Raw genomic sequence first — 26040 nt, forward strand, 5'->3', positions numbered from 1 at the left:
TCGCCGGGGGAAGTGGGAACAGTCTTTGCTGCTTACCCTGTGTTGGCCCCATCAATCCTTCGCCGCGATAAGTCAATATCTTCATGACGAGCCGCGAGCCTGTTGCTGAAACTGTTGCTACTGACCAGTAAATAATCTACGAGAAGGTGAACTTTTTCCGCTCGGCGTTCAATTGCTCGTTTTTCTTAAGGCTCTGGCAAAAGCAGTTAAATCGCAAGCGCCCCCCAGACTGAATTTCTGAATGATACTTTCTTTATGTTTCATTAGCTTACGGTACTCTATATTCAGCTCTTGCGAGAGTCTCTCATAGCTTAAACCGCTGCTGAGCTTTAGCAGGATCTTCCTCTGCAGTTCAGTTAATTGTTTACTGCATGGATATGATTTGCAGTCCCCTCGCTTATGCTCTTGATATCGCGGTTCGACTCTTTGGATAAAAATACGCTGCAGTTCGTGCAGGAATTGATTTTTCTCGATTTTCTTACTAAAAAATATCTTGCCATCAGGACATAGTTTCGAATTATTGAAAAACGCAATATAATTCTTATCTATAAAAACGAGTTGTATATGCTCTGCTGAGTCTGTTACTAATCTGCGCTGGCAGAGTAATTCGTCTTCGAAACATTTTTCAGAAACAATGATTTTCAACCCCATGGAGAGTAATGCTTCAAAGTAGTGCATGCTAATTGAATGCAGGGCAATAGTGATTAAAGCATGCACGCCCTCTTTAAGATACCTGTCATCGACATCATAAATAGTATTCACCCCGAGCACGTAATCATAATAGTCATCTGGTTTGTCTGTCATCAAGCATACTCTCACACAGCAATATCAAGAAAAAAAATAACTATGCGTGTTTGCCATAACAAAATCTATCGCGATTTAGGTGTATTTTTACACATTGTATAAATGATATGTCAGTTGAATTTATCAGGAAGGGAAAAGATAACACTTTAGAAGTGCGCCTGCAGCAACGGTCCACTTTCCATTACCTGTCAACATCGATATTAGTCAGTTTTGCACATCTTCGCGTTGATGACATGACTTTACAGACGATAATAAATACGTTTTGTTTATGCAATCTGTAATTATGCAATAAAAACCCACGCGATAGACAAGAGTATAAGTATGTACTTTTCTACAATTGTTCTGATTAACCCAAAATGAAATAGGTTGAACAAAAATAATTATTGTTAAACAATGCTAGCAACACCAGTTAAACAACAATGCTATATATGGAAAATTTACTCTTAATCATTACCTGTTTTACTTTGCTAGCCATATCCATTCTATCTTTTATATCCTATGTAAAGGATATTAAAAAAGAAAACCTCTTCAGGCGGAAGTAACGAAACCAACCTCTATATCATCATGGTCTGTGCTTTGACAGGCATGAGATTTAGAGGTAGCTTTTCGACAAGCGACTTCCACTACGGATATAGCCCCTGCATGAAATAAGTAGTTACCAATACAAACAATCAATACTTAATTTCCATAACAACGAAACAGAAACAATATAAAAACATCATGCGAAAAAACAAAACAAATATATAACTTCTATCGAAAATAGAAACAACCACAGGTAATTACCCACCTAAACAAATAATTAAATCATGAAATTATGATAATGATTAATTATTTTCTCGACGACGCCGCTGCAGCTCACTTTCATTCGAAAAGACATCACCTCTGAAGAGCAAGTAAATATGCATGAAAATATTTCCGTTGTAATATCCTGCATTATATTGTATATACTAAATTGTCTATAAACCTACTTCACCTATCTATTAATGAATATTAATATTAAAGAGTCCGTTAACGTCATCGGACAATGCATGAAAGATGATAATAATTCTTTTTTCTTACAAAATAAAAAAAATCAACGTCTTGATTTTAAGAAAAGCAACCATGTCGCCTATCTGGAAAATGGTTGTATCACTATGCACAGAATAGATGATGGATTGTTAACAATTACCATTAGAGCTCCCGCGATTATTGGTCTTGGGCAGTTCAGAGGAGAGTCATTCACTCACTACATACGCTGCACAACAGAATGCGGAATGTGGGTAATGACGGCGGAGGATACCTTTAAGTTACTGTCCAGATTCGATCTTTGGCAGCATGCATTTGATATTCTGACTAAGCATTTATATATGTACTTCACCAGAGACAATATGATGCAAAAATCAACAGTACGGGATATCGTGATAGACCATATTAAAATGATATGTTCCTTTGAAGAGTCGATACGAACGTCCACCTCGATATATACCTATATACTCTCACGGAATGCTATTTCAAGAAGCGCAGTACATAAAGTCGTTCAGGAGTTAGTAAAAGATGGTTCTTTAGTATTGAATCGGGGAAAAATAATTAGCTTTAGAGGAGAGTAACAATAACCTATTCTCTAGTGTCACTCTCTTCTATTCTGCGCTGTTTAGCGATTGTCAGATAAACCGCTTATAATGTCTCCTGCACAGAGAGGGCTTTTTCGGCCTGGTTCCCCTCGCTTTTTTCGGCGCGTTGACGCCCTTTATCTATCACTTTCATCTGCATACTCTTGAACAAACCATTAAAGTACCCATCTCCATTGATAAAAAAAGGCCGCTATCATCCACGGCCAAACAACACATGACGCTCAATCTACTGGCACTGATAACTTCTTTTGATCATTGGCAAGGTTAATTCATTCTCATGCAAAGCATAGGAAATGATGCATGTTTTAGGCGAACCGTTATCATTCCAGGTCGCATAGAGTTTTCCACTTTCTTCGGTGGCTCGCAGATAGATTTGGCCGCCCTGACTGACTAATCCCATGGCCTGACCATGCTCATCTGTCACATTACTACCAAAAGGAAGCGCGTGATGATCTTGCGGACTAAGTAACAGGGGATAACCTTTATGTGTTGAGAAAATAGTTTGTGTCACCGCCCCCGCTCTTGGGATAGTAGCCTGACTGGTTTCATCCAACTCGATGTTCGTTGGAATGCCTTTCGGATCAATTCTGATCTCATTCACTGAATAAGGAGACCAGACAGGGACTACTGCATTTCCCCAGCGATCGATCCGGACATCAGAATAACCAGGTAATTTCGCCCCGGTAGCCCCAGGCGCCGATACCACAACATAGGAATCAGCCAGATAGGGGGTCAGCGTCACGCCGCGACGATGGCCGACGATGGCACCACTTAAATTGCCGCTAAGAGTATGGGTATTTTTGCCAGCACTGGCCCCGACACCAATGTTTGTGACCGGAGAACGATACTGCCCTGATAAGCTTCCCATATTGTCGCCATAGCTCGTATGCGATCCCTGCGCATTCCAGCTTAACTGACCAGATTCACCTTCCGAGCCGCTTAATCCCACCTGTTCAGTATAGTGCCCGGATGAGTCCCGGCCTAAGCTGGTGGATAACGAGGTATTGCTCTCTTCACCCAAGGGAATACTTGCGGACAATAACCAGTTATTTTCATACTGTCCGTTATCAAGCCGGCTTCGGTTTAAGGAAAACGAATAACTAACCTTTTTCCAGTAATTAGAATACCCCAATTGATATTGTTTTTCAGAACCCTGATTTCCCCATGAGTTCAACCAGATATTACTGACATACAGTTGACCCAACTCTTCACCCAGCTTTTGCTGAACGCTAATGATAAATTTGCTTTTGGGTAAAAATACATCCCCCGCCCACAGATGATGATTGTATAAGTCCTGATAATGCATCGCCTCGGTAAAGTCAAAATACCCACGCGTAGAAAATCTGTATGCTGCTAAAGCGATATTACTGCCAGATTCCTGAATGAGCTTATTATAGCTTATGCGGTAACTTTCCCCTTTCTTATTGCTATCATCTAAATCAGTAATGGAGTGCGTAATATCCGTACCGAACGCGCCAATTGGCGTATCAATAGCAACCCCAAGGAGACCGGAAAAATAGTCATTACTTTTCTGCGAGCCCGTATAAAATGTCAGGTAGTTTGAGATACCGCGCTGCCAGGTAAACTGATAGAGCGAATTGCCGTCGCCTGAGCTATAGTCATTACGGTATTTACCCGCCACGATCTCGTAGCGTTGAACGCCTGGCCTCAGAAGATCGGCCACCGAGGAATAGGGGACTCTAAAAGTTTTTGTCTGACCATCTGCCTCTCTGACTGAAACAACCAGATCGCCGCCGTAGCCAGAAGGATAAAGATCGTCGAGGATGAATTCCCCTGGTGAAACCGTAGTCTCGTAGATAACCTGATCACCCTGACGAACGGTCACTTTTGCGCTGGTGTTAGCCACCCCCCTAATCTCAGGTGCATAACCGCGTCTCGACTGCGGTAACATCTGATCGTCCGACATGACAGAGATGCCGGTGAACGGTAATGTATCAAAAAGTCGACCGGAGGTGTTTGACTGGCCAATAACAACTCGCCCTTTAATGCCATTAATATCATGCTGGACATAGGTATTCAGGGCATGGTATCGGCTTTGTTGATTCGTTTGGCTGGTCCAGGTACCATTATGTCTGAAGAACCAACCGCCGATATTCATGCCGCTATTCAGGCCAAGATAGTCAGAGTTATAATGCGAGCCATGGGTACTACTTTCATAGGTATTAAAATTATATCCGACAAACGCTGCGGCGATCCCACTATCCCACTCCGACTCAGGAACTTCACCTTGCGAAAGATGCAAAATAAATTTTTGTGGTACAGAGATATCGAGTCGTTGGCTACTGGCATCAAACTTGACGCTACTGCCGGGGATTAAATTGGATAATTCAGGACATGAAGCGAAATCGACCTTATTTTTTATCACATTTTCTTTAAGATGAAGATGCTTTAACATCGATTCTGATAAACACGGTACAACTTTTCCAGCTTTATTCCTTCTAAATTTAACCCTTTCGCTGTAGGATAAAATTTCATTAATATAAACATCTGCCTGGTAATCGCCTTCAGGTACATTGCCAGCAATAGAAAATTGTTTGAGATCGATATTTTTCTTGAAAGAGGAGTTGATGAATACGGGATCGAACTGTGTGTTGTTCGCAAGCGTATCAGCATCCACGATATCGTGATTAACAACTCCATCTGCAAGCGCATTTACAGAAAAAAAAGCACACACAGGAAACCATAAAGCTTTATTTACAGAAAAAGCAGTAAGAGATATTTTCATGTTATTCTAAGATATCTAGATGCATATAAAATGCGAGTTAATTATGGCAAGTATTTAATAGTGATGCTTTTATGAGCCCCGAAATCATTTATATATTCTGCTTCAACCTTATCTGTGCTGTTAACATTGATATCATTTTTTAATGATGTTGTTCCCATTGGCTCAATCATTGAACCATTGACAATCGTTTTCTTACCGTTATGGGTAATACTCACCGCAGCCAGCGTAATATAATAGGGTGTCGGGTTTTTAATAATGATTGAGTCACCAGCAACCTTCCATGACAACTTTTCCTGCGCTGTCGCAGCGCCGTTAGAAAGTTGAGATGGTCGCCAAAAAAGCTTTAATCGACTTCTGAAGGCAACCTGTAAATGATTTTTAGTATCTTTTTCATTTGGTGGTATCTCCAGCACATTTAACCAAAAAACATGTTCACGGTCGGGTGAAAGATCGGCGCCGATATAGTTAATTCGCAGCGTCTGTCCCTTACCAGCTTCGACTCTGGTTAACGGAGGGGTCAAAATGAAAGGCACATTCATCTTTTCTGGTTCTATTTGTGAATGTCCATCATCGATCCAACTTTGTAACAGTACCGGATAGCTGTTTTTATTATCAACCTGAACGGTTATCTCACGTTCATCAGAAGGATATATAAACCGGGTACCATTGATAATCGATGAAGCTGAAACGTTTGCAGCCATAATAATAGACATTGTCAGCGATAATACCGACATGAGGCGGTGTAATGGATAACTCATTGCCAGACTCCATACTCTCCCCATTTGCATGGGGAGAGTATTTTTATTAATTGTACATCACAGAATAAACAACGCTGGATTCGACATCGCCGGCAGTCGCAGCACCAGTTGCATGGTAACGTACCGCGTAAGGCAGAATGGTGGTGCCCTGAGGATCAATGGCAATTTTGGTGGTATTCGCCTGCTGTGCAGCGTCACCGGCGATAATCGCGTGGTGGCTGCTGTTGCTGTTATCCACTAATTCAAGGGCAACGGCACCCGCACCGCTCGCTTTATGGTTTAACAATAAGCCAGTGGCAGAATCCACATCCGCGCCGGCTTCGAAGAAGACCGCTGCTGTTTTACCCGCCGCCAGAGTTGCGCCAGCAGATTTACAGTTATCGAGAGAGACAGTGAAACTGGTCATTCCGGCAACATCACCGCTTTTGGCAAGAGATGCCGTGGATACCGGAGGCAGTGCCACCGTACCGGAGTTAGTCCCGCCGTTCAGCTTAACCGTACAGGTTACGTCAGTCACTTTACCGGTGAAATTAATAGTACCACCGTTAGCCGTTGCAGTAGGCGCAGCGCTAGCAGCAAAAGATAAAGAAGAAATAATAGATACAACTGCAACACACACTGCTTTTTTCTTAATAGCGAACATCATCATTTCCTAGATTTAATTAAACAAAGTGGGCAAAGACACTATATATATACAACAACAAAAAACAATTTTAATGATTATGCTTTTTTACACATTCAGCATTTAAATATAGGTGACGGCTACCACGATAGCAGAATGGTAGTCACCTGGAGATATATTAGCGTTAATAGCTACAGGTTTAACAAGGAGGCTCGCATTGATTGGCTGGCCTCGGTAGTTAAATCGGGTGTTAAAACCAGGGGACATATTGACCTCGGATACCGTAGATTGCCAGTATACGGCCAGGCCGACCCCCGCTAAGTCGGTAGTCACCCGACCATCAGAGCCATCGGTGACGAGTTGGTACCCAGGCGCTGGCGATACCGAGATCAACGCGGCCGTCGCGCCGGGTGAACACGTTATCTCTAGCGGAATATCCTCAGTGAAAGTCGTATGCTGTCTGAGATCTTCAACTGAAATATCATCAAATACAACGTTAGTTCTTATTGAGCTGCTGTTGCTAATCGTACAGTTATCAGTCGCTATCGTCATCGCCAGATTTGCGCTCACGCTGGCTGTGCCATTATTTGCCGTAACGGTACTCGCCTGCAGAGCCGGGGCCATCAACATTGGCAGTAATATACAACACATTTTTTTCATCACAGATCACCAGTAATTAATTTCAGCAGTGATAGAACTTCTGACTTGCCCCGTGATACTGGATCCTGAGCTGGCATTATAATAGGGGGTAACATCTATTGGTAAATTAATTGTCGTAGTGCTGGCGCTGGCAAACAACCTGTCCGCGAGCGTGTAATCCCTGGTAAATTCAACGGCTGTACCTTTAGAAGCCAAAATATCGTCTGCCCAGACCAGCAGAAAACCTAAATCATTAAGATTAGATTTAATCACCCCTGGCTGCTGCATATAACCATTGGGACTGGTAAATTTCACTTTTACGCCGCTCAAAGCCTCATTGCAGTTTGCAGACAATGTAGTATGCAATGGCATGACAGTATTTTTCATCACATGTTCCTGCGTCTGATTCTGAAAATCGACATCATTCAGTTCAAATACACAGGTAGGTGGCACAGTAACAAATTTTATGAGCTGTGGCCCGTTGTAAGAGACCACTTGTCCGCCAAGAAAAATGTTTTTTCCTGCAGTGATTGGCGCGTTTGAAGCTTGGTGTCTGACTCCATCCTTAACTGAAGAACTATTCAGGTCGAGCGTAAAGCTGCCGCTGCCGTGGTGGTTTTTCAGTGCTAATGGTAATGCAACCCTGGCTGAAACCATGAAGGGAGTGCCAGATTTCGCGTTGATCGGTTGACTGCTCACAGCATGAGGATCGGTGAGGAAATGATTCACAATAGCGCGACAAAAGGTCGGTTCCAGTTCGAATTCAAATCCGAACATCCCCATACAGGCACCGTTAAAAACGAGGGGCACATAATGTATCGGCCCATCCGTGTCGGAAATACATTGCACGGAAGCGGTATACACCAAATCGCCGACTACGCCATGATCGGACACTGTTCTGACATCATACACGCCAGCCGATTTTTGAATCACTGAAGGCGCCGGTGTAAACCCGATATTCAGCGTTCCCGCGGGGAGACTGGCTTCAGAACCACATGCCACATTTGCCATTGCGCCGGCGGAATAGCAGGTTATTAAAAGTCCCAACAAGCTAAAAATAAGTATCTTTATGCCATTCATATTTATTCCCCAAATGTTACAGGCAATCATAAAAAACCGCTTATTTGGGATCAATTATTTTCTATGTGTTTTTTTACATATCTATACGTAAGCTTAATATCTTGCAGTTCATCACCGGCATTAATGTCAATATATATCATTGGCAATGTCCATTTTTAGATAGTATTTTCAAGATGAACATTATTTTTAAAACAAACCCTCTGTTTTATTTTCACTTAAATAAACAAAAAAAAATGACAATCATTTAACAACTAATGTGAGTATTAAAGAGGGGTATTGTTGATGCCAAAAGATAATGCAGAAGATAAAAAAACTATCAATATCATCGAAAATAGATAAACAGGAAAAGTAACAACCTTCAACATGGAATAAACTGCTTAAACCTGGCAACTTCGCTTCATAAATATAACTTAAAACAGTTCATATCGCGTCATAGAGCCCCCGCCTTCCTCAGCCTCTGATACATAGTGAGCCTGCGCACAGTCGATACTGTACTCACCAGGATAGACGATCTTTCCCGTGTGGCATGGGACTTTACCGGTTTATCGCTAATGTGGAGACCCGAAGCTACAGACTTACGTCATTAATTCTAAGAGACAGCTGACGACCTCAGCAGAGGTCATCAGTCACAGGAAAGGAACAAATGAAGAGGAAAACAAACGTACACAAGGCGTATACCATAAGCTCCAATGCTGAAAAGCCGAACTCAGCATCTCAGGCGCTAGCGAAACATCCTTAACCGCCGGAGCCCAGCAGGGTTCGCCTTAGTCGTTTACCGCGCATTCGCACGGCAGATGGTGGCCGATAAGCTTGCGGTATAAAAACGCTCCCATAATCGCCCCCACCACCGGCGCCAGCAGCGGCACCCAAAAGTAGGGTATCGACTGCCCGCCGGTAAAGGCGATCGCGCCCCAGCCGGCCAGACTGGTAAACAGTTTAGGGCCGAAATCACGCGCCGGATTCAGCGCAAAGCCGGTTAGCGGCCCCATCGACGCGCCGATCACGGCGATCAGCAAGCCAATCAGCAACGGCGCCAGCGGCCCGCGCGGGATGCCATTGCCGTCGTCGGTCAGAGCCATGATCATCGCCATCAGGATCGCCGTGATGGTGGTCTCTACGGCAAACGCCTGCCAAAAGGTGATATGCGGATGCGGGTAGGTGGAAAAGACCCCGGCCAGGTTAAGGCTGGCGACGGTACCGCGAACGATATGCTGGCTCTGTTCAAGATCGAGAAACAGCTGACGATAGAGCCCGTACACCAGGGCGGCGGCGCAGAACGCCCCGGCCGTCTGGGCGACAATAAACGGCAGTACTTTACGGCGTTCAAAACAGGCGAACAGCCACAGAGCAATGGTGACGGCCGGATTAAGGTGCGCGCCGGAGACGCCAGCCGTCAGATAGATGGCCATGGCGACGCCGAGGCCCCAGATAATACTGATTTCCCACTGGCCAAAGCTGGCTCCGGCGACCCGCAGCGCAGCGACACAGCCCGCGCCGAAGAAAATGAGCAGTCCGGTGCCAAGAAACTCGGCCACGCACTGCCCGGTTAAGCTAGAAGTCTGGTTCATCATTGGCATCCTGAAATAGCACGTTATAGAGAGAGGCTGGCGCGAGCGCCGGCTTAATCGGCATGACCGGCCAGCACCAGCCCGGTGGCGACCGCATTGCGCGGCCCTTCTGTTCCCCGAATGTTGCCCTGCCCGGCGACCACGCCGTAGTGCGACAGGGCGTCGGTGATAAGCTGCGGGATCTCAAAATCCAGCGATGAGCCGCCCACCAGCACCACAAAGGCGATATCGCGAATGGAACCGCCGGGGGAGACCTGGCGCAGCGCGCGCAGGCAGTTGGTAACAAACACTTTCTCCTTCGCCTGGCGGCGCACAAGACGAATTTTTTCCAGCGGGCTGGCGTTATCGATCGGCACCAGTTCGCCCTCCTTGATGTACACCACTTTGGCGAACACCGCCGGGCTGAGGGCTTCCCGGAAGAACTCCACTGCGCCATTCTCGTGGCGGATACTGAACAGGCTTTCCACTTTGGCCAGCGGGTATTTTTTTATCGCTTCCGCCTGCGAAAGGTCCTCGAGACCCAGCTCGGTTTTAATCAGCAGGCTGACCATATTTCCCGCCCCGGCGAGATGCACCGCGGCGATCTGCCCCTCCGCGCTGACGATCGCCGCATCCGTCGAACCAGCGCCGAGGTCGAGGATCGCCAGCGGCGCCGCACAGCCCGGCGTGGTTAACGCCCCGGCGATGGCCATGTTGGCCTCCACGCCGCCCACGACCACCTCAGTCTGGAGTCGGGCGCTCAGCTCGCGGGCGATAACCTGCATCTGCAGACGATCCGATTTCACCATCGCCGCTATCCCGACGGCATTCTCCATGGCGCACTCCCCAGCCATCCCGCCCTGCACCTTGCGCGGAACAAATGTATCCACCGCCAGCAGATCCTGGATGTGGATCGCGCTCATCTCATGGCCGGTCAGGGACGCCATCACCTTGCGCACCCGCTCGAGCATGCCGCCGGCGTGGGTGCCCGGTTCGCCGCGGATGTCGCGTACCGGAGCGCAGGCGCTTATCGCCTGCATGATCCCCTCCGCGCCCTCGGCGACATCGGCTTCTCCACGGCGCTTTTCGCCGCTGATGTAGATCTTGCCCGCCGGGATCACCCGCGACTGCACGTCGCCCTGGGGGGTCTTGAGCACCACCGCTGAGCGGTTGCCAATCAGCGCGCGGGCGATGGGGACGATGGCCTGGGTCTCCTCCGGGCTCAGCCCAAAGAAGGTGGCGATGCCGTAGGGATTCGACAGGATCCGCACCACCTGACCCGGCGCGGCCACCTCCACCGCCGCCATCACCCCCTCGGGCACGTGCTCCAGGAGCGTCACTTCATCCACCACCGGCAGGGTTTTGCGCAGGCGGTTGTTCACCAGCACGCCGTCGTCCTTTTTGAGGATCGCCGCCACCACGTTGATCCCGCGGTCGATCGCCTCATTGAGCCACCACACGGCGTCAAGGAAATCGACAGCGTCGTCAATCAGCGCGATCCACCCCTCGGCATACTGCGCCGCCGGCAGCGTCGCCAGCCGGCCGAGGGCGATGGTCGTCCCCACGCCGACGCCCACCCCGCCCGGGGTCTGCGGGTTATGACCGATCATGGTTGACTCGGTGATAATGGTCTCGGTGATGGTCTCCATCGCCACATCGCCAATGACCGGCGCGGCTTCGTTAAGATAGATGCGAGACACATCGCGCATTGACCATGGCGTTTTCGCCAGAGCCTGCTCCAGCGCGGCGAGGGTCCCGGCGATATTGTCCCGCGTCCCTTTCATGCCCGTCGTCGCGACGATCCCGCTGGCAACAAACGTCCTCGCCTGCGGGTCGTCGGACGCCAGCGCCACCTCGGTGGTGGCGTTGCCGATATCAATCCCGGCTATTAACGGCATGCTGACCTCCGCTTAGCTTCCTTTACGCAGCTTATGCCGCTGCTGATACACTTCCGCCGCCTCCCGGACAAAGGCGGCATTCACCGTCGCATGCCAGGTGTGCTCCAGCTCGTCGGCGATCGCCAGCAGCTCCGCCTGCGAGGAGCGGAACGGGCGCAGCGCGTTATAGATAGCCAGAATGCGCTCGTCAGGGATGGCAATAAGCTCCGCCGCGCGGCGAAAATTGCGCGCCACCGCATGGCGCTGCATCTGCTCGGCAATCTGCGCCTGGTACTCAAGGGTTTGCCGGGAGATCCGCACATCCTGCGGGCCCACCTCGCCAGAGAGCACTTTCTCGAGGGTGATGTCGGTCAATGGTTTGCCGGTGGGCGTCAGGATATGCTCCGGGCAGCGGGTGGCTAACGGATAATCCTGCACGCGCATGGTTTTCTCGCTCATGGTCACTCCCTTACTAAGTCGACGTGCAGGGAGACGGGCTCGGCGTCCTGCACCACATGTTTGGTCTCTTTGATATGAAACAGGGCGGCTTTGGCCATAAATTTCGGCCGCACCATCTGGTCGTTCACCACCGGCACCGGCGAAGGTGACTCGTTGCGCGCATAGCGCGCGGCGTTTTTGCCAATCTGCCGGTAGGTCTCCAGCGTCAGCAGCGGCGCCTGGGAGAACAGCTCCAGGTTGCTGAGCGGCAGCAGATCGCGCTGATGGATGACCGTGGTCCCCTTCGACTGGATACCGATGCCGATCCCCGAGCCGCTCAGGTTCGCCGCATCCCAGGCCATAAAGGAGACGTCGGACGTGCGCAAAATGCGCACCACTCGGGCGTGAAGTCCCTCTTCCTCCACCCCGGCAATCAGCTCTTTAAGGATCGCGCCATGGGGCATATCGATCAGGGTGTGATGCTGGTGTTTATCGAAGGCGGGGCCGACGCCGATCACCACTTCATCGGCGCGTTCATCGGCAGAAGCCGCCCCGCCCTCGCGGGTTTTCAGGGTAAAAGAGGGCTGAATTTGGGTTGTCTGTTGCACAGGAATACCGCCTTATTCAATGGTGTCGGGCTGGACCACGCCCGGAATATTTTTGATCTCCGCCCAGCGTTCGGCGGAGATGCGATAGCCGGTGCCCGGCCCCTGATAGTCATTGATGTCGTTGACCGCGCTCACCACCTCGAACTGTCGATCGAGAATGGCCGAGGTCTGCAGGTAATCGCCGGTGACCCGCTGGCGCAGCATATTGAGAATATTGCTGGCGATATCCTCAAAGCCGCTGCGGCTCAGCGCGCCGACAATATCGAGGCCGGTAATATTGCGCTTCATCATCTCTTCCACCGCGCTCAGGTCCTCCACCACGTTACGCGGCGGCATCTCGTTGCTGCCGTGCGCGTAGGTGGCGGCCTCCACCTCCTCGTCGGCGATCGGCGGCAGCCCCAGCTCGCGAAAGACCGCCTGGATCGCCCGCGCCGCTTTCTGGCGAATGGCGATGGTTTCCGCCTCGGTCACTGGACGCAGTCCACCGTCAACCATCAGGTCGCGCTGCAGGATGTTGTAATCATCAAAATCTTCCGCATCGAAGTTCGAGCCGGCGAACATGTTGTCGTAGTTCGGCACCGCGCTGTAGCCGGAGAAAATAAAGTCGGTGCCCGGCAGCATCTGCATCAGGGTGCGCGCGGTGCGGCGGATATCCGAGTGGGAGAAGGTCTGGTCGTTGGCCGAGGCCACTTCGAGGTCGAGCATGGAGGCGATCAGATTTTCCGCCAGCACCGCCCGAATGCCCGAGGGCACGGCGCCGGTCATGCCGATGCAGCTCACCGCCCCGTTCTGTAGACCCTGCACCCCGGCGCCTTTGGTAATGAAGATGCAACGCGATTCGAGGTAGAGCATCGACTTGCTCTCCGAATAGCCCATCAGCGCTTCGGAGCCGGTGCCGGAGGTGTAGCGCATTTTCAGCCCCCGGGAGGCGTAGGCCGAGGCGAGGAACGCCTTTGACCATGGGGTGTCATCGCCGTCGGTAAATACCGCCTCGGTGCCGTAGACTGACACCGTCTCGGCGTAACTGGTTAAGCCACGCATGCCCAGCTCCAGCTCGGTGGCCTCTTCCACCGAGCATTGCGTCAACACGCCGGGGCGGCCGCACTGCGAGCCGACCAGCAGCGCCAGGGCGTTGAACGGGGCATAGCGCGCAATACCGACCGTGGTCTCCTGCTCGGAGAAGCCGCGGATCCCGGCCTCGGCGGCGTCGGCGGCAATCTGCACCGGATTATCCTTCAGGTTGGTGACATGGCACTGGTTGGAGGGCGTTCGGCGGGCGCGCATCTTTTGCAGCGCCATCATCATCTCCACCACGTTCATCTGCGCCATGACTTCAACCGCTTTGGCCGGCGTGATGGCGGTGGTGATGGCGATGATCTCCTCCCGGCTGACGTGGATATCCACCAGCATGCGGGCTATCTCCAACGCCTCCAGACGCATCGCCTGCTCCGTGCGCTCAATGTTGATCGCGTAGTCGGCGATAAACCGGTCGATCATGTCAAACTGGTCCCGGCGCTTGCCGTCCAGCTCGACGATCCGACCGTTTTCCACTTTGACCGACGAGACCGGGTCAAAGGGGCTTTCCATGGCGATCAGTCCCTCTTCAGGCCACTCGCCAATCAGCCCGTCCTGATTGACGGGGCGCTGGGCCAGTACTGCAAATCGTTTTGATCTTTTCATTGTTCATGGGCTCAAAAGGTGAAATCCGCAGACGGTAGCGAACACGCCGGGCCAGCGTCGCTGCCCGCCCGGCCATTACCGGCAATAGCGGAACTTTAAATGAGCCACTGGTGAAAAAAATAAAATTAATTTTGTTTCAATCTGGCACGTTAAATCGGCAAACAGTTTCACTATGAAACCCCGCCGCAACGGCTAAAATAAAAAATGTGATCGCCCGCATTGATATAAATCAATTAATAAAAAAAGCCCGCCACCGCGTTTTTCCGAAGCCTTTTTAGACCTGTTGACTAAATCATGGCGGGCGACAAAATAACGCTGAGAAAAATAAATTAAGCCAACCGCGTGGCGATAGTTTTTTTACTTTCGCCCCCTACTGACTATTCGCGTCAGCATTACCCTGGCGCGGGAGATAATCATGAAAAAGAGCCAACACATTCAGACTATCACCCTGGCCGCCGCCCAGAAAATGGCGGCGGCAGTGGAGAAAAAAGCTAATGAGATCAACGTAGCGGTGGTATTTTCCGTGGTTGACCGCGGCGGCAACACGCTGCTTGTCCAGCGGATGGACGAAGCCTTTGTTTCCAGCTGTGATATTTCGCTGAATAAAGCCTGGAGCGCCTGCAGCCTGAAACAAGGCACCCATGAAATTACGCCAGCGGTTCAGCCCGGACAATCTCTGTATGGTCTGCAGCTGACTAATCAACAGCGAATCATTATTTTTGGCGGCGGCCTGCCGGTTATTTTAAATCAGCAGGTAATTGGTGCCGTCGGCGTTAGCGGCGGTACGGTCGAGCAGGATCAATTATTAGCCCAGTGCGCCCTGGATTGTTTTTCCGCATTATAACCTGAAGCGAGAAGGTATATTATGAGCTATCGTATGTTTGATTATCTGGTGCCAAACGTTAACTTTTTTGGTCCCAACGCTATTTCCGTGGTCGGTGAACGCTGCAAGCTGCTGGGGGGTAAAAAAGCCCTGCTGGTTACCGACAAAGGCCTGCGGGCGATAAAAGATGGCGCGGTGGATAAAACTCTGCATTATCTGCGGGAGGCCGGCATCGAGGTGGCGATCTTTGACGGCGTCGAGCCGAACCCGAAAGACACCAACGTGCGCGACGGTCTCGCCGTGTTTCGCCGCGAGCAGTGCGACCTTATCGTCACCGTGGGCGGCGGCAGCCCGCACGACTGCGGCAAAGGCATCGGTATCGCCGCTACCCATGAGGGCGATCTTTATCAGTATGCCGGGATTGAGACCCTGACCAACCCGCTGCCGCCCATCGTCGCGGTCAACACCACCGCCGGCACCGCCAGCGAGGTCACCCGCCACTGCGTCCTGACCAACACCCAAACCAAAGTGAAGTTTGTGATCGTCAGCTGGCGCAACCTGCCGTCGGTCTCCATCAACGATCCGCTGCTGATGATCGGCAAACCGGCCGCCCTGACCGCGGCGACCGGGATGGATGCCCTGACCCACGCCGTAGAGGCCTATATCTCTAAAGACGCCAACCCGGTGACTGACGCCGCAGCCATGCAGGCGATCCGCCTCATCGCCCGCAACCTGCGCCAGGCCGTCGCCCTCGGCAGCAATCTTCAGGCGCGGGAAAACATGGCCTACGCCTCTCTGCTGGCCGGGATGGCCTTCAATAACGCCAACCTCGGTTATGTGCACGCCATGGCGCATCAGCTGGGCGGGCTGTACGACATGCCGCACGGCGTGGCCAACGCCGTCCTGCTGCCGCACGTGGCTCGCTATAACCTGATCGCCAACCCGGAAAAATTCGCCGATATCGCCGAACTGATGGGCGAAAATATCGCCGGACTGTCGACCCTCGACGCGGCGGAAAAAGCTATCGCCGCCATCGCGCGTCTGTCGATGGATATCGGGATTCCGCAGCATCTGCGCGATCTGGGGGTGAAAGAGGCCGACTTCCCTTACATGGCGGAGATGGCCCTGAAAGACGGCAACGCGTTCTCGAACCCGCGTAAGGGCAACGAGCAGGAGATTGCCGCGATTTTCCGCCAGGCATTCTGAGTGTTAACGAGGGGACCGTCATGTCGCTTTCACCGCCGGGCGTACGCCTGTTTTACGATCCGCGCGGGCACCATGCCTGCGCCATCAATGAGCTGTGCTGGGGGCTGGAGGAGCAGGGGGTCCCCTGCCAGACCGTATCCTGCGACGAAGGCGGTGACGCCGATACGCTGAGCGCTCTGGCGGCCAGAAGCTCGACGCTGCGGGTGGGCATTGGGCTCAGCGCAGCCGGCGAGATCGCGCTAACCCATGCCCAGCTGCCGGCGGACGCGCCGCTGGCGACCGGGCACGTCACCGATAGCCGCGATCATCTGCGTACGCTCGGCGCCAACGCCGGGCAGCTGGTGAAAGTCCTGCCGTTAAGTGAGAGAAGCTGAATGTACCGTATCTATACCCGCACCGGAGATAAAGGCACCACCGCCCTGTACGGCGGCAGCCGCATCGAGAAAGACCATATTCGCGTCGAGGCCTACGGCACCGTCGATGAACTGATATCCCAGCTGGGCGTCTGCTACGCCACCACCCGCGACGCCGGGCTGCGGGAAAGTCTGCATCAGATTCAGGAGACGCTGTTCGCGCTGGGGGCCGAACTGGCCAGCGATGCGCGGGGCCTGGTCCGCCTGAGCCAGACGATCGGCGAGGAGGAGATCACCGCCCTGGAGCGACTTATCGACCGCAATATGGCCGAAAGCGGCCCCCTGAAACAGTTTGTGATCCCGGGGAAGAATCTCTCCTCCGCCCAGCTGCACGTGGCGCGCACCCTGGCTCGTCGGCTGGAACGTCTGCTGACGGCCATGGACCGCTCGCACCCTCTGCGCGACGCGCTCAAACGCTACAGCAATCGTCTGTCGGACGCCCTGTTCTCCATGGCGCGTATCGAGGAGACTAGGCCTGATGCTTGCGCTTGAACTGGCTGGCGTCGATATCGTACTGCTTCATTTTGCGCCACAGGGTGGTGCGGCCGATATTCAGCAGTTGCGACATCTCCTGCACCCGCCCGCTGGTCACCCGGGCGGCGTGGATGATGGCCTCTTTTTCGATGGCGCTAAAGGTCAGGCTGGCCGGCAGCAGCGATGAGTCGCTATCGGCCCCCGGCCGATCGGAAAAGAGATATTCCGGCAGGTTGCTCAGGCGAATGTGGCCGTTATCGCTGCTGATGGCGATGTTCTCTATCACGCTGTTAAGCTCAAAATCATTTCCCGGCCACGAGTAGGCCACCAGCTGGGCCAGCGCGTCATCGTCCACTTTCAGCCGGGAAGAGAAACGCTTCTCCAGGCTTTTCAGCCGGTTATGCACCAGCGACGGGATACTGTTGCGCCGGGCGCGCAGCGGCGGAATGACGATCTCGAAAGAGTGCAGCGCATAGTACAGCTGGCGGCTAAAGCGGTTCTGTTCCACCAGGTTGGCCAGATCGACGGTGGTGGTGGCGATCACCTTCACATCCACCGGGATCAGGCGGCGGGCGTCGAGGCGGGTAAGCACTCCCTGCTTAATCACCTGCAGCAGGGCGGACTGCAGCTCCGGCGCCAGATACTCAATTTTTTCCAGAAACAGGGTGCCGCCGTTGGCCAGCTCAAGGCGGCTCAGGCGGCCATTTTCATCATCGGTGGGGGCGCTCCCCATAAAGTCCTGGCCCAGCACGCTGTCGGCATACAGCTGGCAGTTGACGGCGATGTAGGGGCCGCCCGCCCGCTCGCTTTCATTGTGGATGGCCTGGCTCAGCAGCTCTTTCCCCACCCCCTCTTCACCGCACAGCAGTACCGGAAAGCCGCCGCGCGCCGCCTGGCGGCCAAAGTGGATCAGCCGCCGGGTTTCCGGATCGTCGGCTGACATCTGCTCAAAGGTGTGGCTGACTTTGCCCAGTTGGCTGGTCATCAGCTGCCGCATCTGCTCCACCGGGTGCAGCAGCAGAATAAAGCTGTTGCCTTGCGACTCGACAATCGGTTTTAAGGTGATCACCGCGTCGATAAACTGGTGCTGGCTTTCAAAGGTGACTTCAACGTGATTCAGGCCGCGGGCGTGTTTGATGGCGCGGCGCAGCAGCGCCGGCAGGGTCACCAGATCGGCGATATTTTTTCCCTGGCTGGCCTGGGCATCAAGATGCAGCAGTCTCGCCGCCTGAACATTGAGAAATTGCAGTACCCCCTGTTCGTTCCACGCCATCACCCCGTCGTCCATGCTCTCCAGCAGGCCGTACATTTGATTGAGGTGGCGGTTGGATTCCGCCAGCAGGCTGTCGGTGAGCAGGGAATTGCCCACCTCGCGGGCGATGGCCAGCGTCAGGGAGAGGTCGGCGCTGGACTGGTGCTCCACCAGACAGCAAAGCGAGATAGAGCCGAACAGCCGCCCGTGGTTATCGAACACCGGCGTCGAACAAAAGCTCCATGGCTGCAGGGCCTGCTTAAAATGCCGATCGCCGGCGGTGTTGATCGGCTGCCCCTGCATCGCGGCCAGCGACAGCGCGCAGGTGCCGATAATGCTCTCCGCGCAGTAGCTGCCGTCGCGAAACCCCAGGTCAGCCAGCTGCGCCAGCGTTTGCGGTTCGCCGCAGCGGCTCAGAATACAGGCGGTCTCATCAAGGATAAACAGCGCGCAGGGGCGACCGTCCATAAACTCCCAGGCGTCCTCCAGCGCCGCCTGACCGATGGTCAGCAGCGCGGTTTTACGCCGACAGATCGAGTCAAAGGTCAGGCCCTGAGCCTGGTGCGGTTTTTGCCAGGTTTCGCGCTGCATAAACTTGCTGCAGCGATGCCATGACTGGGCGATGACGGAAGAGACCGCCTTCCCGGTATCCTGAGTCTGAACAGTCATACTGTTTTCCGCGTTTTACCATAGAGAACCCCTCCGGCAGCCGCTGCCAGAGGGGAGAAAGAAAAACCGCCGACCGGCGCCAGCGGTTTAGCCACCGCGAATTAACGCGCCAGCCACTGCTGGCCTAACAGATCGGCGGTGAGGATAGCGGCGTGCACGCTCTCCGGGGTCACCGCAAACGGCATATTGTGGATGGTTTCCCCTTCCGCGCAGGTGGCTTTCGCCACCGCGGCGATTTTCGCGTCGATCCCCTCTTTGACGCCCATCTGCGCGAGGGTCACCGGCAGGCCGACGCGCTGGCAGAAGCCCAGCACGGTTTCAATCTCGTCCATCGGGCTGTTCTGCAGCACCAGCTGCGCCAGGGTGCCGAAGGCCACTTTCTCGCCGTGATACAGGTGGTGGCACTCTTCCAGAATGGTGAAACCGTTGTGGATCGCGTGGGCGGCGGCCAGGCCGCTGCTTTCAAAGCCAATGCCGCTGAGGTAGGTGTTCGCTTCGATGATGCGCTCCAGCGCTTCGGTCACCACCCCGGCCTGCGCCGCCAGACGGGCCTTTTCGCCCTCCGCCAGCAGCGTATCATAGCACAGGCGGGCCAGGCTCAGCGCCGCCTCGGTGGACTGCCCCCCGGCCATGCTGGTGGCGCGCGCATCGTAGCAGGCTTTGGCCTCAAACCAGGTGGAGAGCGCATCGCCCATGCCGGAGACCAGCAGGCGTACCGGCGCTTTGGCGATAATCGCCGTGTCCATCACCACCATATCCGGGTTTTTCGGATAGATCAGATACTCTTCAAACTCGCCCGCTTCGGTGTAGATCACCGACAGCGCGCTGGTCGGCGCATCGGTCGAAGCGATGGTCGGGATCACCACCACCGGCAGCTTCTGGTAGTAACCGATCGCCTTCGCGGTATCGAGGGTTTTACCGCCGCCGATGCCAACCACGCCGCGGCAGCCCTGTTTTTGCAAAATCGCCATCAGGCGGTTAATTTCCGCATGGCTGCATTCGCCGTTAAACCGTTCCGCATGGCAGCGAATATCGTGACTCTGCAGGCCATTCACCACTTTCTCCCCCGCCAGCTTCATCACGAAGTCGTCAGCGATGACGAAGAAGCTCTCCGCCAGGTTTTTGGCATATTGACCGAACAGGACAGCAGCATCAGGACCCTGAAGATATTTGGCTGGAGATTGAATAACTTTTAGCATTCCTTTCACCCTCAAATAAGTGCGCATGTAGACATGATGAGCCCTGGCGTTATCCGCGCCGGCCGGTAAAGCGCGGCCTCAACGGAATGTACCGGAGCAGTGCGATCACTGTAGGGCCGGCACGGAACAAAAAAATCTTTCGCCTTTTTGTTCTGATATGAAACACAGGTTAAATTTTTACGTTCCATATTGGAACAAAAAACCCTAGTCTTCGTCAGGATTGCGATCCCGATCCGCTCCTCTGCCGCATAATTCCCTTACCATCCCCCTTTAGCGGCAGGCTTTTTCCCCACAGCCGGGGGAAATTTAGCAAAAAATTTTTTTCCGCCCGCTGCGCCAGCCGCGATGACCGGCGCTTAAGGCAGAGGAAAAAAAGCGCGCCAGCTCGCATTTTCACCGTTTCCTCAGCAAAAACGTTCCATAAAGAAACAAAATCAGCAGGCGATGTTTCGTAATGAAACCCGATCGCCGGGGCATTCTTTTTTTCGTCCGCTCAGCCAGAATCATCATATCGCCAGGCACACTGCACCGTCAGACGATACCCCTACGCGATGACCGCCTCCGCCAGCAGAGAGGCCGCATCGAACCTTCTCCAACGGAGCACTGAATAATGAAAAAGCTGATTAACCGTGTTGAAGATGTACTGAATGAACAATTACAGGGGCTGGCTAAAGCCCACCCGCAGCTGACCCTGCACCAGGACCCGCTGTACGTCACCCGCGCCGACGCGCCGGTGGCCGGCAAGGTCGCCCTCCTCTCCGGCGGCGGCAGCGGCCATGAGCCGATGCACTGCGGCTATATCGGCCAGGGGATGCTCTCTGGCGCCTGCCCGGGGGAAATCTTCACCTCGCCGACGCCGGATAAAATGTTCGAATGCGCGATGCAGATTGACGGCGGCGAAGGCGTCCTGCTGATTATCAAAAACTACACCGGCGACATCCTGAACTTCGAAACCGCCACCGAGCTGCTGCATGAGAGCGGCATAAAAGTCACCACCGTGGTGGTCGACGACGACGTGGCGGTGAAAGACAGTCTCTATACCGCAGGCCGCCGCGGCGTCGCCAATACCGTACTGATCGAAAAACTGGTCGGCGCCGCCGCCGAGCGCGGCGATTCGCTGGAGGCCTGCGCTGAACTGGGGCGCCGCCTGAATAATCTCGGCCACTCCATTGGCATCGCCCTCGGCGCCTGCACCGTACCGGCCGCCGGACAACCCTCCTTTACCCTGCAGGACGATGAAATGGAGTTCGGCGTCGGCATTCACGGCGAGCCGGGCATCGACCGCCGTCGCTTCAGCTCACTGGACCAAACCGTCGATGAGATGTTCGATACCCTGCTGGAGAATGGCGCCTACAGCCGCACGCTGCGCCAGTGGGATACCGTTAAGGGCGCGTGGCAGGAAGTGAAGCAGAGCAAAACCGCGCTACAAAATGGCGATCGGGTCATCGCCATGGTCAATAACCTCGGCGCCACGCCGCTGTCCGAACTGTACGGCGTCTATCACCGGCTCGCCCAGCGCTGTGAAGCGTCCGGCATCATCATCGAACGTAACCTCGTCGGCAGCTACTGCACCTCGCTGGATATGGCGGGCTTCTCCATCACCCTGCTGAAAGTGGATGATGAGACGCTGGCGCTATGGGACGCCCCGGTTCATACCCCGGCGCTGAACTGGGGAAACTAAGGAGCACGACATGTCACTGAACAGAACGCAAATCGTCGACTGGCTGTACCGCTGCGGCGATATCTTCACCAAAGAGAGCGATTTTCTCACCGGCCTCGATAAAGAGATCGGCGATGCCGACCACGGCCTGAATATGCACCGCGGGTTCAGCAAGGTGGTGGAAAAGCTGCCGTCGATTGCCGATAAAGATATTGGCTTTATCCTCAAAAACACCGGCATGACGCTGCTCTCCAACGTCGGCGGCGCCAGCGGCCCGCTGTTCGGCACCTTCTTCATTCGCGCCGCGCAGGTCACTCAGGCCCACCAGAGCCTGACCCTCGACGAACTGTACCTGATGATCCGCGAAGGCGCGGACGGCGTCGTCAACCGCGGTAAAGCGGAGCCAGGGGATAAAACCATGTGCGACGTCTGGCTGCCGGTAGTGGACTCCCTGCGCCAGTCCAGCGAGCAGCATCTGTCGATCGCCGCCGCGCTGGATGCCGCCTGCAAAGCAGCGGAAGCCGGCGCCCACAGCACCATCACCATGCAGGCGCGCAAAGGCCGCGCCAGCTACCTTGGCGAACGCAGCATCGGCCATCAGGATCCGGGCGCCACGTCAGTGATGTTTATGATGCAGATGCTGGCCGCCGCGGCCAAAGAGTAAGGAAATCGCGATGGTAAACCTGGTTATTGTTTCTCATAGCGCCCGGCTGGGCGAAGGTGTCGGAGAACTGGCCCGGCAGATGTTAATCAACGACGGCTGCAAGCTGGCGATCGCCGCCGGGATCGACGATCCCGACAGCCCGATCGGCACCGATCCGATCAAGGTCATGGAAGCGATCGAATCCGTCGCCGATACCGACCACGTGCTGGTGATGATGGATATCGGCAGCGCGTTGCTTAGCGCCGAAACCGCCCTCGACCTGCTCGATCCGGCGATTGCCGCGAAGGTGCGGCTATGCGCCGCGCCGCTGGTGGAGGGGACGCTGGCGGCCACCGTCAGCGCCGCCTCCGGCGCCGGGATCGACAAAGTGATCGCCGACGCCATGAACGCCCTGGAGGCCAAACGGATCCAGCTGGGTTTACCTTCGCCAACCCCTGACGCCGCCCCGGCGCCGACGCTTGCCGACGATGGCGACAGCAAGTCGCTTGCGGTCGTCATACAGAACCACAACGGCCTGCACGTGCGTCCGGCGTCGAAGCTGGTCGCCGCGCTGGCGGGCTTTAACGCCGATCTGCTGCTGGAGAAAAACGGGAAGTGCGTCAAACCGGACAGCCTCAACCAAATCGCCCTGCTGCAGGTGCGGCGCAACGATAAGCTGCGCCTGCTGGCCCGCGGGCCAGAGGCCGATGCGGCGCTGGCGGCGTTTCAGGCGCTGGCCGCCGATAACTTCGGCGAATCGCCTGCGGCGCAACCGGCAGCGGCCCCGGCCGCCCCCGAGCGCGTCGAAGGCATCGCACTGCGCTATCCGCTGGCCCTGATCCAGCCGGTCCGCCCGGCCGCCGCCGATGTCGCCCGCGAACAGCAGCGGCTGCGCCGGGCTATCGACCAGACGCTGGCGGATCTCACTGCCCTGACCGAGCTGGCGGAGAATAAATTTAACGCCGATATCGCGGCGATTTTCGCCGGGCACCACACCCTGCTCGACGATGAGGATCTGTTTGATGCCGCCAACGATCGTCTGCTCACCGAGCCGTGCTCGGCGGAATGGGCGTGGCATCAGGTGCTGATGGAGCTCAGCCAGCAGTATCGCCAGCTGGATGACCCCTATCTCCAGGCGCGCTATATCGATATCGAAGATATTCTGCAGCGCACCCTGCGCCATCTGCAGGACGTGCAGGAAACGCTGCCAACGCCCGGCGAGCCGGCCATTATTATCGCCGACAACATGTTCCCGTCAGCCGTCCTGCAACTGGATGCCAGCCGCGTGAAAGGCCTGTGCCTGCGCGACGGCAGCGAACAGGCCCACGGCGCGATTATCGCCCGCGCGGCGGGGATCGCCTGGCTGTGTCAGCAGGGCGAGGCGCTGAACAGCGTGCAGCCCGGCGAGCCCATCGCGCTCGATATGCGCCGCCAGCGCCTTATCCGTCACTAAATCCACTTTGTCCGTTACCGCTCCGGAGGCCTGCCTCCGGAGGGTAAGTTTTCGCTTACTCTTCAGGAACCACTATGTCTCAATTCTTTTTTAACCAGCGCGCCAGCCTCGTCAACGATGTGATTGAGGGAACCCTCATCGCCAGTCCGTGGAACAACCTCGCCCGGCTGGAGAGCGACCCGGCGATCCGGGTGGTGGTCCGTCGCGACCTGAATAAAAACAACGTGGCGGTGATCGCCGGCGGCGGCGCCGGCCACGAACCGGCGCACGTCGGCTTTATTGGTAAAGGCATGCTGACCGCCGCGGTTTGTGGCGATCTGTTCGCCTCGCCGAGCGTCGACGCGGTGCTTACCGCCATTCAGGCGGTGACCGGCGAGGCGGGCTGCCTGCTGATCGTAAAAAACTATACCGGCGACCGGCTGAACTTCGGCCTCGCGGCGGAGAAAGCGCGCCGTCTCGGCTACAACGTGGAAATGCTGATCGTCGGCGACGACATTTCGCTGCCGGAAAACAAACAGCCGCGCGGCATCGCCGGTACGCTGTTCGTCCATAAGGTGGCGGGCTATTTTGCCGAGCGCGGCTGCAATCTCGCCACCGTTCTGCGCGAAGCGCAGTATGCCGCCAACCACACCGCCAGCATCGGGGTGGCGCTGGCCAGCTGCCATCTGCCGCAGGAGGCCGACAGCGCGCCGCGCCATCAGGCCGGCCATGCCGAGCTGGGAATGGGCATCCACGGCGAACCTGGCGCCTCCACCATCGCCACGCAAAACAGTGCGGACATTGTCAACCTGATGGTGGAAAAACTGACCGCCGCCTTGCCGGAAACCGGCCGTCTGGCGGTGATGCTCAATAATCTCGGCGGCGTGTCGGTGGCCGAAATGGCGATCCTGACCCGCGAACTGGCCAACACGCCGCTGCAGGCGCGCGTTGACTGGTTGATTGGCCCGGCCTCGCTGGTGACGGCCCTGGATATGAAGGGTTTCTCGCTGAGCGCCATCGTGTTGGAAGAGAGTATTGAGAAAGCGCTGCTGGCGGATGTGGAAACCGCCGGCTGGCCGCGGCCGGTGCAGCCGCGGGCGGTTAACATCATGCCGTCCACTCTCGCCAGCCCGCGCGTCGACTTTACGCCTTCGGCCAACCCGCAGGTGGGTGATTACGTGGCCCAGGTGACCGGCACCCTCGTCGGGCTTGAAGACCATCTCAACGCGCTGGATGCCAAAGTGGGCGATGGCGATACCGGCTCCACCTTCGCCGCCGGGGCGCGTGAGATTGCCGACCTGCTGCAGCGCCAGCAGCTGCCGCTGAACGATCTGCCCACGCTGTTCGCGCTCACGGGCGAACGCCTGACGGTGGTGATGGGCGGCTCCAGCGGGGTATTGATGTCGATCTTCTTCACCGCTGCCGGGCAGAAGCTGGGGCAAGGCGCCAGCGTGGCCGAGGCGCTGAACGCCGGTCTGGAGCAGATGAAATTTTACGGCGGCGCCGAGGAAGGCGACCGCACAATGATCGACGCGCTGCAGCCAGCGCTGGCGGCGCTGCTCGCCGAACCGGAGAACCTGCAGGCCGCTTTTGCCGCGGCGCAGGCCGGCGCGGATCGCACTTGCCAGTCGGGCAAAGCCGGCGCCGGACGAGCGTCCTATCTCAACAGCGACAGCCTGCTCGGCAACATGGACCCTGGCGCCCACGCGGTGGCGATGGTGTTTAAAGCGCTGGCGGAACGATAAACTTTCCCCGGTGGCGCAGCGCTTACCGGGGCAACGTCCCACCGCCAAAAGGCAGGTCGGGTAAGGCGTTAGCCGCCACCCGACAAAAACGGCACCGCGGATAGCCCGGATAAGA

General features: G+C 55.0%; 24 protein-coding genes. 11 read left to right on the forward strand and 13 right to left on the reverse strand.

Annotation, left to right across the window (positions count from 1 at the left end):
* Positions 1 to 168 precede the first annotated feature (168 nt).
* Entirely contained in the window at positions 169 to 804 is a 636-nt protein-coding gene (locus ABLU95_RS04330) for a hypothetical protein (protein WP_348878870.1), read from the reverse strand.
* Positions 805 to 1232: 428 nt separating this feature from the next.
* On the opposite strand from ABLU95_RS04330, the gene ABLU95_RS04335 reads away from it, so the two are divergent.
* Positions 1233 to 1346, forward strand: coding sequence for a small membrane protein (locus ABLU95_RS04335; protein ID WP_348878873.1), 114 nt, complete (start codon positions 1233 to 1235; stop codon positions 1344 to 1346).
* A 486-nt stretch (positions 1347 to 1832) separates the two neighbouring features.
* Positions 1833 to 2390: a helix-turn-helix domain-containing protein gene (locus tag ABLU95_RS04340; protein ID WP_348878874.1), complete on the forward strand. Its 558-nt coding sequence runs from the start codon at positions 1833 to 1835 to the stop codon at positions 2388 to 2390.
* Positions 2391 to 2640: 250 nt separating this feature from the next.
* Here the strand turns inward: ABLU95_RS04340 and ABLU95_RS04345 are convergent, their stop codons facing one another.
* The 10 genes from ABLU95_RS04345 to ABLU95_RS04390 all read right to left on the reverse strand — a co-directional run bounded on the left by ABLU95_RS04345 (position 2641) and on the right by ABLU95_RS04390 (position 14409).
* Positions 2641 to 5160: a fimbria/pilus outer membrane usher protein gene (locus ABLU95_RS04345; protein ID WP_348878876.1), complete on the reverse strand. Its 2520-nt coding sequence runs from the start codon at positions 5158 to 5160 to the stop codon at positions 2641 to 2643.
* A 41-nt stretch (positions 5161 to 5201) separates the two neighbouring features.
* Complete coding sequence (locus tag ABLU95_RS04350; protein WP_158238160.1) at positions 5202 to 5918, reverse strand: molecular chaperone; 717 nt, start codon at positions 5916 to 5918, stop codon at positions 5202 to 5204.
* 46 nt (positions 5919 to 5964) lie between these two features.
* Positions 5965 to 6567, reverse strand: a complete 603-nt coding sequence (locus ABLU95_RS04355) for a fimbrial protein (RefSeq protein WP_202820961.1) — start codon at positions 6565 to 6567, stop codon at positions 5965 to 5967.
* 96 nt (positions 6568 to 6663) lie between these two features.
* Positions 6664 to 7200: a hypothetical protein gene (locus ABLU95_RS04360; RefSeq protein WP_065882637.1), complete on the reverse strand. Its 537-nt coding sequence runs from the start codon at positions 7198 to 7200 to the stop codon at positions 6664 to 6666.
* Between the two features lie 6 nt (positions 7201 to 7206).
* Positions 7207 to 8259, reverse strand: a complete 1053-nt coding sequence (locus ABLU95_RS04365; RefSeq protein ID WP_101995250.1) for a hypothetical protein — start codon at positions 8257 to 8259, stop codon at positions 7207 to 7209.
* 764 nt (positions 8260 to 9023) lie between these two features.
* Entirely contained in the window at positions 9024 to 9827 is an 804-nt protein-coding gene (locus tag ABLU95_RS04370; RefSeq protein WP_065882675.1) for an MIP/aquaporin family protein, read from the reverse strand.
* A 53-nt stretch (positions 9828 to 9880) separates the two neighbouring features.
* Positions 9881 to 11704: a diol dehydratase reactivase subunit alpha gene (locus ABLU95_RS04375; protein WP_065882635.1), complete on the reverse strand. Its 1824-nt coding sequence runs from the start codon at positions 11702 to 11704 to the stop codon at positions 9881 to 9883.
* A gap of 12 nt (positions 11705 to 11716) precedes the next feature.
* The gene (locus ABLU95_RS04380) at positions 11717 to 12142 is read right to left on the reverse strand and encodes a glycerol dehydratase small subunit DhaB3 (protein WP_023291057.1); all 426 of its coding nucleotides are present in this window, start codon (positions 12140 to 12142) and stop codon (positions 11717 to 11719) included.
* 2 nt (positions 12143 to 12144) lie between these two features.
* Complete coding sequence (locus tag ABLU95_RS04385) at positions 12145 to 12729, reverse strand: propanediol/glycerol family dehydratase medium subunit (RefSeq protein WP_065882634.1); 585 nt, start codon at positions 12727 to 12729, stop codon at positions 12145 to 12147.
* Between the two features lie 12 nt (positions 12730 to 12741).
* Positions 12742 to 14409, reverse strand: coding sequence for a propanediol/glycerol family dehydratase large subunit (locus ABLU95_RS04390; protein ID WP_023291059.1), 1668 nt, complete (start codon positions 14407 to 14409; stop codon positions 12742 to 12744).
* A 415-nt stretch (positions 14410 to 14824) separates the two neighbouring features.
* Between ABLU95_RS04390 and ABLU95_RS04395 the strand changes: the two genes are divergently transcribed.
* Genes ABLU95_RS04395 through ABLU95_RS04410 form a run of 4 tightly spaced genes read left to right on the forward strand, consistent with a single transcriptional unit; the run spans position 14825 to position 17343 of the window.
* The gene (locus ABLU95_RS04395; protein ID WP_087848567.1) at positions 14825 to 15253 is read left to right on the forward strand and encodes a heme-binding protein; all 429 of its coding nucleotides are present in this window, start codon (positions 14825 to 14827) and stop codon (positions 15251 to 15253) included.
* A gap of 21 nt (positions 15254 to 15274) precedes the next feature.
* Positions 15275 to 16438 (forward strand): 1,3-propanediol dehydrogenase, encoded by a 1164-nt coding sequence (gene dhaT / locus ABLU95_RS04400; RefSeq protein ID WP_032454132.1) that lies wholly within the window; start codon positions 15275 to 15277, stop codon positions 16436 to 16438.
* A 20-nt stretch (positions 16439 to 16458) separates the two neighbouring features.
* Complete coding sequence (locus tag ABLU95_RS04405) at positions 16459 to 16812, forward strand: glycerol dehydratase reactivase beta/small subunit family protein (RefSeq protein ID WP_023291062.1); 354 nt, start codon at positions 16459 to 16461, stop codon at positions 16810 to 16812.
* Positions 16813 to 17343, forward strand: coding sequence for a cob(I)yrinic acid a,c-diamide adenosyltransferase (locus ABLU95_RS04410; protein WP_065882630.1), 531 nt, complete (start codon positions 16813 to 16815; stop codon positions 17341 to 17343).
* Here the strand turns inward: ABLU95_RS04410 and dhaR are convergent.
* Together dhaR and ABLU95_RS04420 are read right to left on the reverse strand one after the other, a co-directional pair.
* Positions 17321 to 19246 (reverse strand): dihydroxyacetone kinase operon transcriptional regulator DhaR, encoded by a 1926-nt coding sequence (dhaR, locus tag ABLU95_RS04415; RefSeq protein ID WP_348878881.1) that lies wholly within the window; start codon positions 19244 to 19246, stop codon positions 17321 to 17323. The two genes, ABLU95_RS04410 and dhaR, sit on opposite strands and share 23 nt — an antisense overlap.
* Before the next feature lie 101 nt (positions 19247 to 19347).
* Positions 19348 to 20445 (reverse strand): glycerol dehydrogenase, encoded by a 1098-nt coding sequence (locus ABLU95_RS04420; RefSeq protein ID WP_008806556.1) that lies wholly within the window; start codon positions 20443 to 20445, stop codon positions 19348 to 19350.
* Between the two features lie 251 nt (positions 20446 to 20696).
* Here ABLU95_RS04420 and ABLU95_RS04425 point away from each other — a divergent pair, with 251 nt between their 5' ends.
* From ABLU95_RS04425 to ABLU95_RS04445, 5 genes are all read left to right on the forward strand, one after another.
* Positions 20697 to 20900 carry a hypothetical protein gene (locus tag ABLU95_RS04425; RefSeq protein WP_048298715.1) on the forward strand — a complete coding sequence of 68 codons (204 nt, stop codon included), beginning with the start codon at positions 20697 to 20699 and terminating at the stop codon, positions 20898 to 20900.
* A 155-nt stretch (positions 20901 to 21055) separates the two neighbouring features.
* Entirely contained in the window at positions 21056 to 22126 is a 1071-nt protein-coding gene (gene dhaK / locus ABLU95_RS04430; protein WP_065882628.1) for a dihydroxyacetone kinase subunit DhaK, read from the forward strand.
* Positions 22127 to 22136: 10 nt separating this feature from the next.
* Complete coding sequence (gene dhaL / locus ABLU95_RS04435; protein WP_017899726.1) at positions 22137 to 22769, forward strand: dihydroxyacetone kinase subunit DhaL; 633 nt, start codon at positions 22137 to 22139, stop codon at positions 22767 to 22769.
* Positions 22770 to 22779: 10 nt separating this feature from the next.
* Positions 22780 to 24201, forward strand: a complete 1422-nt coding sequence (gene dhaM, locus ABLU95_RS04440) for a dihydroxyacetone kinase phosphoryl donor subunit DhaM (RefSeq protein ID WP_348878883.1) — start codon at positions 22780 to 22782, stop codon at positions 24199 to 24201.
* A 74-nt stretch (positions 24202 to 24275) separates the two neighbouring features.
* Positions 24276 to 25925: a glycerone kinase gene (locus tag ABLU95_RS04445; protein ID WP_348878884.1), complete on the forward strand. Its 1650-nt coding sequence runs from the start codon at positions 24276 to 24278 to the stop codon at positions 25923 to 25925.
* Positions 25926 to 26040 lie beyond the last annotated feature (115 nt).

The organism is Klebsiella sp. GG_Kp146 (genome assembly GCF_040061975.1).
Classification (GTDB): Bacteria; Pseudomonadota; Gammaproteobacteria; order Enterobacterales; family Enterobacteriaceae; genus Klebsiella; species Klebsiella quasipneumoniae.

Excerpts from the sequence above, each read along its gene's own strand:
- ABLU95_RS04330 (WP_348878870.1), bottom strand. The coding sequence starts at position 804 with ATGACAGACAAACCAGATGACTATTATGATTACGTGCTCGGGGTGAAT.
- ABLU95_RS04335 (WP_348878873.1), top strand. The coding sequence starts at position 1,233 with ATGGAAAATTTACTCTTAATCATTACCTGTTTTACTTTGCTAGCCATA.
- ABLU95_RS04340 (WP_348878874.1), top strand. The coding sequence starts at position 1,833 with ATGAAAGATGATAATAATTCTTTTTTCTTACAAAATAAAAAAAATCAA.
- ABLU95_RS04345 (WP_348878876.1), bottom strand. The coding sequence starts at position 5,160 with ATGAAAATATCTCTTACTGCTTTTTCTGTAAATAAAGCTTTATGGTTT.
- ABLU95_RS04350 (WP_158238160.1), bottom strand. The coding sequence starts at position 5,918 with ATGAGTTATCCATTACACCGCCTCATGTCGGTATTATCGCTGACAATG.
- ABLU95_RS04355 (WP_202820961.1), bottom strand. The coding sequence starts at position 6,567 with ATGATGATGTTCGCTATTAAGAAAAAAGCAGTGTGTGTTGCAGTTGTA.
- ABLU95_RS04360 (WP_065882637.1), bottom strand. The coding sequence starts at position 7,200 with ATGAAAAAAATGTGTTGTATATTACTGCCAATGTTGATGGCCCCGGCT.
- ABLU95_RS04365 (WP_101995250.1), bottom strand. The coding sequence starts at position 8,259 with ATGAATGGCATAAAGATACTTATTTTTAGCTTGTTGGGACTTTTAATA.
- ABLU95_RS04370 (WP_065882675.1), bottom strand. The coding sequence starts at position 9,827 with ATGAACCAGACTTCTAGCTTAACCGGGCAGTGCGTGGCCGAGTTTCTT.
- ABLU95_RS04375 (WP_065882635.1), bottom strand. The coding sequence starts at position 11,704 with ATGCCGTTAATAGCCGGGATTGATATCGGCAACGCCACCACCGAGGTG.
- ABLU95_RS04380 (WP_023291057.1), bottom strand. The coding sequence starts at position 12,142 with ATGAGCGAGAAAACCATGCGCGTGCAGGATTATCCGTTAGCCACCCGC.
- ABLU95_RS04390 (WP_023291059.1), bottom strand. The coding sequence starts at position 14,409 with ATGAAAAGATCAAAACGATTTGCAGTACTGGCCCAGCGCCCCGTCAAT.
- ABLU95_RS04395 (WP_087848567.1), top strand. The coding sequence starts at position 14,825 with ATGAAAAAGAGCCAACACATTCAGACTATCACCCTGGCCGCCGCCCAG.
- dhaT (WP_032454132.1), top strand. The coding sequence starts at position 15,275 with ATGAGCTATCGTATGTTTGATTATCTGGTGCCAAACGTTAACTTTTTT.
- ABLU95_RS04405 (WP_023291062.1), top strand. The coding sequence starts at position 16,459 with ATGTCGCTTTCACCGCCGGGCGTACGCCTGTTTTACGATCCGCGCGGG.
- ABLU95_RS04410 (WP_065882630.1), top strand. The coding sequence starts at position 16,813 with ATGTACCGTATCTATACCCGCACCGGAGATAAAGGCACCACCGCCCTG.
- dhaR (WP_348878881.1), bottom strand. The coding sequence starts at position 19,246 with ATGACTGTTCAGACTCAGGATACCGGGAAGGCGGTCTCTTCCGTCATC.
- ABLU95_RS04420 (WP_008806556.1), bottom strand. The coding sequence starts at position 20,445 with ATGCTAAAAGTTATTCAATCTCCAGCCAAATATCTTCAGGGTCCTGAT.
- dhaK (WP_065882628.1), top strand. The coding sequence starts at position 21,056 with ATGAAAAAGCTGATTAACCGTGTTGAAGATGTACTGAATGAACAATTA.
- dhaL (WP_017899726.1), top strand. The coding sequence starts at position 22,137 with ATGTCACTGAACAGAACGCAAATCGTCGACTGGCTGTACCGCTGCGGC.
- dhaM (WP_348878883.1), top strand. The coding sequence starts at position 22,780 with ATGGTAAACCTGGTTATTGTTTCTCATAGCGCCCGGCTGGGCGAAGGT.
- ABLU95_RS04445 (WP_348878884.1), top strand. The coding sequence starts at position 24,276 with ATGTCTCAATTCTTTTTTAACCAGCGCGCCAGCCTCGTCAACGATGTG.